We start from the raw sequence: 9,729 nt of genomic DNA, 5'->3' as shown, positions 1-9,729 counted from the left end.
TCCACGGAAGGCGGCAGAAGATAGTCGGTCTGGCGATCAACGGGGATGAAGCGGCTCATGGCGTCGTTCCGGTGGGGTGGCAGGAGGCAAGTATCTCATGACGTTATCTAAAATCCGACAGACTGCTAGCCCTTGGCGCGACTTGAACCATTGACGATCGCTGTCGACAAGTGTGACCAGCACCGTCGAGACGCTTAAGGCGTGTTGGGTGATGCGCGTCAGGCGATCAAAGCGCTCCTCAGCGGGGGTGTCGAGAAGCCCTCGGGCGTGGAGCGCCGCGAGGCGCTCCAGCTCGTCGTCAGGAATGCCAGGTGGCTGCATCGTTGAATGTATCCCGTTTGAGTAAATGACAAGCGCTGCGCTCATAGTTTGGCTTCAGGCTTAGAACGATGCCCAGTCGTCATGGGACGCTGTCTGACGGTCAGTTGCTTTCTTTGTAGGTGCAGGGCGAGATCTCGGCAGTGACGCATGTGCACTTTGCCAGTCAGGCGCGGGGAGCCCTTGATCGCCTTTTTGGGCCTGAATATCCGCTTCGGACAGAAAGGCACGCGTGCTATGGGACAAGGAAAAGATTTCTTGGCGCAGAGCCTGAGTCGAGGCGTTGTAGCTCTGCATCGCGCTTGAGCTTTCCTGGGTGCCGCGGTCGATCTCGGAAATCGCCTGACTAATTTCGCCCACGCCCTGGTTCTGCTCCTTGGTTGCGGCGCTGATCTCACCCATCAGGTCGTTGACCCGGTGGCTTGCTTCTCGGATACGGCCCATGGCATTTTCCGCTGAAACGGTATGTTTCTCGCCTTCTTTGATACTCCCTTGCGTCTGCTGGATCAAGGTTTGCACCTGCTGAGCGGCATCCGCTGACTGGCTTGCGAGCTTGCGTACTTCCTGAGCAACCACCGCAAAGCCTCGGCCGTGCTGGCCGGCCCGAGCCGCCTCCACCGAGGCATTGAGCGCCAAAATATTGGTCTGGAAAGCAATAGAATCGATGGTGCCGACAATGCTGGCCATGTTGTTGGCTTGCTGGGTGATGTCCTGCATCGATTGGCCAAGTGTCTGCATGATGCGGCCCGCTTCTTCCACCTCGCGGGAGTTACCGCTTGACGCATCGCTTGCCAGTTGCGCGTTTTCGGCGCTGTGAGCCACGGTCGAGGAAATCTCCTCGGCGCTGGCCGCGGTTTCCTGAACCGCCGAGGCCTGCTGCTCAATACGTCCGCTCATGGCTTGGTTATTCTCAATCAGCTCGTTGATTGAGGGGCGTACCACGCCGACCCGCTGATTGACCTCGCCGATTAAAAAGCTGAGCGATTTGCGCATGAAGTTGAGCGAGCGCAGGGTCTGGCCTACCTCGTTTTTGCTGGCCCGCGGCAGGTCGGCTTTGAGGTTGCCTGCTGCTACCTGAAGGGTGAAGTCGTTGGCTTGGCGCAGGGAGACGCGGATATAACGGCCAATGCGCCAGAGTGTCAACGAGATTAAAAGGCCACCGACGACGGCGATCAGGCCAAAGATGCTGCCCAGTTGGTTCTCGAAAGCGACATCTAAGGAACGTCTCTCGCCCCATTGGGCTAGGGTCTGCTGCAGCGTATCGAGCTCATCGAGAAGGGCGGTGGCATCTTGCTGGATGAACTGCGAGAAACGGGCTTGGGCCTCGTCGGTGCGATTCGCTTCCAGGTGGCGCGCCACCTCAGGCATAACGACACCAAACAGGCGCTGCAAGCGCGCGTCGAGCGCTGTACTGACATTCGGCTGGCGGTTATCGAGGTCGCTCTTGAATGCCCCCCACGCCTGCTCAAGGTCTTGCGCGACCTCGCGCAGCTGTTCAGCCGCCAACCTTGGGCTGAGTTCAGCACGGGGGTCAACACCGGCCAGTAGGCTGGCTTGACCCTGGTTTATGCTGCCTTCAAGAGCATGGGCGGCAAGGCGCAGCTCGGCACGATCTTTATCCAGTGTCTGCTGATGGATGATATAGCCCCCGCCAATACCGGTAATGCCCAGCAGTAAAAGCGTTACAAGGCTGGTAGCACCAAGGCGGGCAGCGAGGCTTTCGGGTTTGAAGCGCTGCCAGTGCTTGCGTAGACCCGTGCGATAGATCTTGCCCTCGGATACCGTGTAGCGCTTGCCGCCTTCACGGATGTCACGGTAGGCCTCTTCAGCCAGACGAACCTCTTCCTCGTCGGGCTTGACACGTATCGAGGCGTAACCTTGAATGCTGCCGCCTTCTCGCAGTGGCACGATATTGGCGCGCACCCAGTAATGATCGCCGTTTTTGCGCCGGTTCTTGACCAGCCCACTCCAGTAGTGGCCCTTCTTCAGGGTGTCCCACATGTCCTTGTAGGCAGCTTTTGGCATATCGGGATGGCGCACTAAATTATGCGGCTCGCCTTTAAGCTCTTCGTAGGTGAAACCGCTGACCTCGATAAAGCGCCGGTTGGCGTAGATGATGTGACTTTGGGTGTCGGTCTTGGAAATGAGTACGTCGTCGGGAGCAAGCGGGTAGTTGGTTTGTGTTACCGGCCCATTGTCACGCATGTCTTACACTCCAGCGCCAGATGAATTAGATGGTGCCTGCTTTAGGTCACTGACGCGGGCTTTCGAGCCTAGAGAAGGACTTCAAAAAGTCTACAAAATGGACGCCGCATGATTTCAACAGGTAATTTTATGTAAAATTTTAATTGAAAAGTACTAATAGAAGCAATAGTTTAGTATTAATCAATTTGTCTTAAGTAAAATTAATTTCATTGAAGTGGTATTTTTTTTGCAACTTTTATAGCTTCATGAAAAATATGAAATTACTTGTCAATCGCAGACTAAAAAGGCATAAACTAAAGAGGTTTAGATCAGAGTGACACTGCTTGTTCATCCAAACGGGAGGGCTACTCACGAGATGGCCTCACGGATACAGTTGTGCTCGATTGAAAGCTTGGCTAAACAGATGGCGCCACCGCGGGATTTTCAACATCCGTACCCGGTGGCTCAGGTATCGTACTGAGTCATTGAGATCCGCGTGCTTAACGAAATGCATACAGCGCGAATATAATAATGATCGGAGTAATACGCCATGGACGAAGCCGGTGCGGGAGTTGAAAACGGCTATCACGCTGATCTGTTAGCCACGGCCGTTAACGGCATCATTGTGTCCGATAAGCGTGGCCGCATTTTGCAGGCCAATCAGGCGGCGGAAGCGATGTTTCGTTACGCGCCGGGGTCCCTGGCGGGCCATCCCATCAGCATTTTAATGCCCAGTCCTGAACGTTGTCGCCATCCCGATCATGTGGCGACCTACTTTGAGTACGGCTCACGTTACATGGTGGGCGCCACGCGGGAAGTAGAGGGCATCGATCGCACCGGCAACAAGATCCCTCTGCTGATATCGGTGAGCACTTTCAAGGAAAACAACGCGCCTCGTTTTGCCGCTTTTCTTCAAGATTTCAGCGAACGCAAGCACGAGGAGCGGGTACTCAAAGACGTCAACACCGAGCTTGAAAAACGGGTGCGCGAACGCACGGCGCAACTGGAGAAGGAAGTCGAAAGCCACCAGCAGACGATCAACAACCTCGAGCTCGTCAACCGGGTCGTTCAACGTGCCACCCATGCGGTGGTGATCACCGATGCCGATAATCGCATTCTCCATGCCAACCCCGCCTATGAGAAAATGACGGGCTTCAAGCTCAAGAATGTCATCGGCAAGAAGCCGACTATCCTCAAATCCGGCCGGCATGGCCCCGCGTTCTACCGCAAGATGTGGGCGGCGTTGAACAAGGACCGGCATTGGGAAGGCGAAATCTGGGATCGCCGCGAGGACGGTGCCGTCTTTCCCAAGTTGATGAGTATCGACCGGCTGGTGGATGAGACGGGCAAGACACGCAACTTCGTGGCTATGTTCCACGACCTTTCTGAGCAAAAAGCGTCGGAAGAGGAGATCGAGCGGCTGCAGTATTATGATTCGCTGACCACGCTGCCCAACCGTTTGCTGTTTCGCCATCGTTTACAGCACGAGTTCGAAATCTCCCGCCGCCAAGGGACATGCGTTGGCGTCATGCTGATCAACATCGACCGCTTCAAGCAGGTCAATGACACCTTTGGCTTTCTCGCCGGGGACCAACTGCTGGTGGAAGTGGCTGAGCGCTTGGCGATTGCGGTGCGCCGAACCGATCTCGTTGCGCGCCAGGAGAGCCGCTGTGAACGTCATCCTGATCTTGTCTCCCGTGTGGGGGGTGACGACTTTGCCGTTATTCTCAATGATCTCAAACAGCCTGAGAATGCCACCGCCGTGGCAACGCGCATATTGGACGCGATGAATCAGCCTTTTACGATTCAAAACAAGACGGAGAATATCGAAGACGTCTTCCTTCAGGCCAGTATCGGTATCGGCATTTTTCCTGACAATGCCGCTAACATTGACGCGCTTGTTCGGGTAGCCGAGACCGCCCTGGGTCAGGCCAAATCACAGGGAGGAGGCGAATTTCGTTTTTTCTCCGACAGCATGAATAAGAACAGTGCCGCGCGGGCGCGCCTAGAAAGCGATCTGCGCCGTGCCGTGGCGGGAGACGCCTTCACCCTGTATTACCAGCCCAAGCTAGACCTAAAAACAAACCGCTTCTCCAGCATGGAGGCGCTCATTCGCTGGCCTCGTGGCGATGGCATGGTGTCGCCTGCCGACTTCATTCCCCTGGCCGAAGAAACCAATCTGATTGTGCCGCTGGGCGCTTGGGTTTTGCGCCGTGCCTGCCGGGATACCATGGCACTGAGCGAACGTATTGGCTGGGTGCCGGGGATCGCGATTAACCTGTCCGCCCGCCAGTTTCGCCAGCCAGGCCTCATTGATGTCGTGCGTATCGCTCTTGAAGAGAGTGGCATTCCGCCCGAGAAGGTGGAACTGGAAATTACCGAAGGCATGGTGATGGATGATGTCGAGGCCGCCATTGATACCATGCAAGCGCTGCGCGATCTTGGCGTACAACTGGCTATCGATGACTTTGGCACCGGCTACTCGTCGCTGAGCTATCTCAAACGCTTTCCGGTCAATACGCTAAAGCTTGATCGTGCCTTCATCCGTGACCTGCCCCACGGCGTGGAGGATACCGCCATCACTGAGGCCGTGATAGCGCTTGCCAAGGCGTTGAAGCTGCATGTGGTGGCTGAGGGAGTGGAAACCAGGGATCAGCTGACCTTTCTCGGCACGCGACACTGCGGTTACGTTCAAGGCTTCCTTTTGGCTCGTCCGGGGCCGCTTGAGAACATGCCCGCGATTTTTTTGAATGATTTCGTCTGACGGGGCAAATTGCTCTACTTATCCGAAGTGCGGCAAGCGTTCGAACCATTGTCTGGAAAATCCTTTTCTGCCTGGATGACGAGAGATGGCGTCAGTCGTGAAAGGATACGACCGTGAAGTGGTACTTGGGCAGAAATCACGACTGCTCCGGTCTGGCCACCATTTGGCCCCCTTCTACAAGAACATGTGGGATTCCCTGCCCCGGGGCGAGATCTTTCGCGACAGCTTCATCGGCCGGTAAAGCCTCTACATTGAGAAACCACCACCCCGGTCAAAGATGAGCAGGGTCAGATCACCCGCTATGCCACCTTGGGCAAAAGGACATCACCCAACGCGTGCAGCACGAGCGGGAGCTTAAGCGGGTAGCCAACAAGGATATGTTCACGGGACTAGTTAACCGCATGAGCTTCGATCAACGCCTGGAAAAGGAAATCGAGCGCACCAGGCGTTACGAGCGGCTCCTGTTACTCATTGTGCTCGACATTGACCACTTCAAACCCATTAATGACGAGCATGGCCACGATGTCGACGATCAGGTGCTGGTGCACTCTCCGAGAACCTGCGCACTACCGATCTATGCGCGCGCTGGGCCGGTGAGGAGTTCATGGTGGTGGGGCATCACGTCAAGCTTCTGCGTCGCCGAAGCCGGCCCCAACGAGTTAGCTGCCGGGGTAATCAAGCGCTCTATCAGGCCAAGAGAGAAGGCCGCAACCGGGTGATAGTGTCGTGACAGGGTAAGTTTGGCCACCCGAAAAAAGGTGCTACGAGGCTCTTAACACCTTGAGTCGGTTAGCATCGTACCGTTCTCACTAAATGGAGCTTTAACCATGTCTGCTTCGACATCCTCTCGTCTACATGTCCTGCTTGTTGAGGATGAGTTGGCGGAAGCCGAGTTGATACGCCGCTACTTAAGTCGCCAGCCTGGCTCGGGTTTTGTCCTGACACGGGTGTCAACGCTTGCCGAGATCGGGGGCGTTCTGGCGAGCGTTCCTGTGGACGTGATTCTGCTTGACATTGGGCTGCCGGACTCATTTGGTATCCAGACCGTGGAGTCTGCCAGCAAGATGGCAGTGGGTATCCCCATCATCGTGCTTACTGGAAACGACGACCTGGATGTGGCTATGCAGGCCCTTGAGGCTGGGGCTCAAGAGTATCTGGTCAAAAGTGAGGTGGGGCCTGAACAGTTAATTCGTTTTCTGCACCAGGTCGTCAGTCGTTATCGTCTTGAATCACGGCTTGAGGATTCCAACCGACGCATGCAGACACTGCTCAATGCAGCTGGTGATGCCATCATCACGGCTGACGAGGCGGGCTTTATTCTGAGCTTCAATTTGGCGGCTGAAGCTATGTTTGGTTATCAGGCCGAGGAAATCATCGGCGATAACCTGCGCTGCTTGATGCCCGAGCCCTACAGCAGCCAGCATGATGACTACATGCGCCGTTACGAGGAAACCGGTGAGCGACGTGTTATCGGCATCGGTCGCGAGGTTACGGCACTGCGCCGAGATGGGAGCACTTTTCCTATCGAGCTCAACGTAGCCGACACTGGCTTGCATCACCCGCGAGAGTTCATTGGTATCGTTCGTGATGTAAGTGAACGTGTACGTGAAAGCCGTGCGCTTGCCGCCCAAGAGGCGAAGTTTCGTGGTCTTTTTGAGCACTCACCGGTAGGTATTGCCATGAACAATTACGCGACGGGCGAGTTTCTGGAGTTCAATGCCGCCGTTAATGAGCCAGCAGGCTATACCCCGGAAGAATTCAAGGTGCTGAGCTACTGGGACATTACCCCGGTGGAATACATGGAAGCAGAGCAGCGTCAGATTGATACTCTAGAAAAAACAGGGCGTTATGGTCCTTTTGAGAAGGAATATATACGACGGGACGGCTCGCGGTATCCGGTACTGCTGCATGGGTTCAAGGCGACTGATGCCGAGGGGCAGCCTGTCATCTGGTCGATCGTCCAGGATATTTCAGAGCTTAAAGCCGCTAAATCAGCCACAAGGGAAAGGGAGGAGAGTTTGGATCTGGCCCGCCAAGAGGCCGAGCGAGCTAACCAGGCCAAAAGTGAGTTTCTTGCCAATATGAGCCACGAGATTCGCACGCCGATGAATGCCGTCATCGGGCTTAGCCAGTTGCTACTCGAGACCTCGCTCGAGGAAGGGCAACGCGGCTACCTGAACAAAATCCGCGATGCCTCAAAGATGCTTCTATGCATCATTAACGATGTTTTAGACTATTCCAAGATTGATGCTGGCAAGCTCGAGCTTGAGCAAAGCAGCTTTCATGTTGATGCCCTTCTCGACCAAATGCGCATGCTTTTTGAAGCTACGGCCAAGGAACAGGGGCTTGAACTGCGTCTGTATGTTAACCCCGAAGTGCCTCGGCGGTTGATCGGTGACTCAATGCGTTTGGGACAGGTGCTCACTAACCTATTGAGTAACGCACTGAAATTCACCGATTCAGGCAGTGCGACCCTGGAAATCGCGCTGGTTGAGCGTGACGAGGAGATGGCCACGCTAGACTTCAGCGTGATAGACACCGGCATTGGTATGACTCCTGACGATAAGGAAAGGCTCTTCGAGACCTTTACCCAGGCGGATACTTCCACCACACGCAAGTACGGCGGCACGGGGCTCGGCCTTGCGATCAGCCGCAAGCTGGTGGAGACGATGGGCGGCAGCCTGGAGGTGGCATCGGAACTTGGCCAGGGAAGCCGCTTCCACTTCAGCCTGACGCTTGCCCTCGGCGATGAACCTGAAGATGCCGACGCGAGCAAAGCAGACAAGGAGAGGGCGCCTTCAAATGCGCCAGCTGGAATTCCTATTCTTACCGGCAAGCGGATCCTGCTGGTGGATGACAACGCCATCAACCAGGAAGTGGCGCAACGAATACTCGAGAAGACCGGGGCCGAGGTGGTCCTGGCAGAGAATGGCGTCCTGGCACTTAAACGAATCGAGAAACAAGTCTTTGATCTTGTCTTGATGGACCTGCAGATGCCGGTAATGGATGGGTTTGAGGCTACCGCCAAAATTCGCGAGTCCGGGTTTGAGTTTCCGATCATCGCCCTTTCTGCCGCTGTGATGCAGGATGAAAAAGAACGATCACGTAAGGCAGGCGTCGATGATCATCTAGCAAAGCCTATTGATAACGATGTGCTCTATCGTGTTCTCGGGCACTGGCTTAGCGCTGATGTCGATGAGTCGGTGCCGGCGACGAAACAAGAGCCCGCAGGACTTTTGCCTGATCGACTTGCAGGATTCGATCTAGATCAAGGGATGCGTTACTTTGACGGCGCGGAGGACTTTTATCTTTCCATGCTGGTTCGTTTTCATAAGCGGATAACAACAGAGTTCGAGGCGCTTCCTGAACTTCTTAAGGCTGGTGAGCGGGAAGCAGCAAGGCAACTCGCTCATTCTCTCAAGGGCCTTAGCGGCACTCTGGCCGCCGTGACACTTCAGACGCTATCGGGGCGCATTGAGGAAACCCTTCATGCCGGCGAGGAAGTTGATGAAGTCGACCGTCAGACCTTGATCCGCGCACTTGCCGAGGCCAAAGATGCTCTTAGAAAAGTGCACGTGACCAGCAAAAGTGATGAAAATTATCAGGATCAGGATCAGGATCAGGATCAGGATCAGGATCTGGTTGCTATAAATCAGCTGCGGGATTGCCTTGTTGGCAGCGAATTCGTCGAGGATCCTACCCTCCAGTCAGCGCTTTCACAGCTTCAGAATATTGTCGATGCAGGCCGCCTCGAGACACTTCAAGAGCTAGTAGAGCAGATGGAAAACGAATCAGCGCTCGCCCATCTGGACGCGATTATCAAGGAAGGAGAGATCAAGTTACCGTCAACTACCTCGCCTTAAAGGACGAGGCTTGTGACAACAAGCCCGGTTGACCAGGGAAAGCGGTAGCCAACCCGCTACGTTTGCAATAGGTCGTCAAGACCCACCGCCGAATGCTTCGCTCAGTTCGGCGCTCTGGAAGGTCAGGATCACGCTGGTGAAAGGTAAAGCGCCGAAGGTTCTGGTCGCTACCGCAAGGTAGGAAATGGGATGGATCCGTCCCCCTGTGCCAAGATGAAGAAGTGCTTCATCTAACGTCCGCAGAACACTGACGGCATTCTGAGAGGAGGCACCCTCCATGAACGAGATTAGCATTGTCGGTATTGACCTGGCGAAACACGTCTTTCAGCTGCACGCCGTGGACGTGCGTGGTCATAAGATCTTCAGCAAGCTGGTTCAGCGTGACCAGTTACGCATGGTGCTTTCCCAGCTTCCACCTTGCCGAGTGGCCATGGAGGCATGTGGTTCAGCGCACTACTGGGCGAGAGAAATCCGCGCCCTGGGACACGAGACAGAGTTGCTGCCACCCCAGGCCGTCAAGCCGTTCGTCCTCGGCCACAAGAATGATGCGCGCGATGCCGCCGCGATTGCCGAAGCCGCTGCGCGCCCCGCGACGCCTCG

The 9,729-nt window shown here is 55.4% G+C and carries 5 protein-coding genes; 4 read left to right on the top strand and 1 reads right to left on the bottom strand.

From position 1 onward, the window contains the following. Nucleotides 1-381 precede the first annotated feature (381 nt). On the bottom strand, nt 382-2,523 hold the full coding sequence (locus DU506_RS22710; RefSeq protein WP_114488592.1) for a methyl-accepting chemotaxis protein: 2,142 nt from the start codon (nt 2,521-2,523) through the stop codon (nt 382-384). A gap of 529 nt (nt 2,524-3,052) precedes the next feature. Between DU506_RS22710 and DU506_RS19835 the strand changes: the two genes are divergently transcribed. The 4 genes from DU506_RS19835 to DU506_RS19820 form a co-directional block, all read left to right on the top strand. Next, nucleotides 3,053-5,266 (top strand): sensor domain-containing protein, encoded by a 2,214-nt coding sequence (locus DU506_RS19835; protein ID WP_114488591.1) that lies wholly within the window; start codon nt 3,053-3,055, stop codon nt 5,264-5,266. 335 nt (nt 5,267-5,601) lie between these two features. Next, nucleotides 5,602-5,985, top strand: a complete 384-nt coding sequence (locus DU506_RS19830) for a GGDEF domain-containing protein (protein ID WP_268877350.1) — start codon at nt 5,602-5,604, stop codon at nt 5,983-5,985. A gap of 108 nt (nt 5,986-6,093) precedes the next feature. After that, nucleotides 6,094-9,129, top strand: coding sequence for a PAS domain S-box protein (locus tag DU506_RS19825; protein WP_114488590.1), 3,036 nt, complete (start codon nt 6,094-6,096; stop codon nt 9,127-9,129). 277 nt (nt 9,130-9,406) lie between these two features. After that, the coding region (locus DU506_RS19820; protein WP_147273789.1) for an IS110 family transposase at nt 9,407-9,729 on the top strand (323 nt) is incomplete at its 3' end.

The sequence above is a fragment of the Vreelandella rituensis genome (assembly GCF_003336665.1).
Lineage (GTDB): Bacteria > Pseudomonadota > Gammaproteobacteria > Pseudomonadales > Halomonadaceae > Vreelandella > Vreelandella rituensis.
The sequence above is the reverse complement of the archived record's forward strand: the minus strand, read 5'-3'. Positions and strand labels throughout refer to the sequence as shown.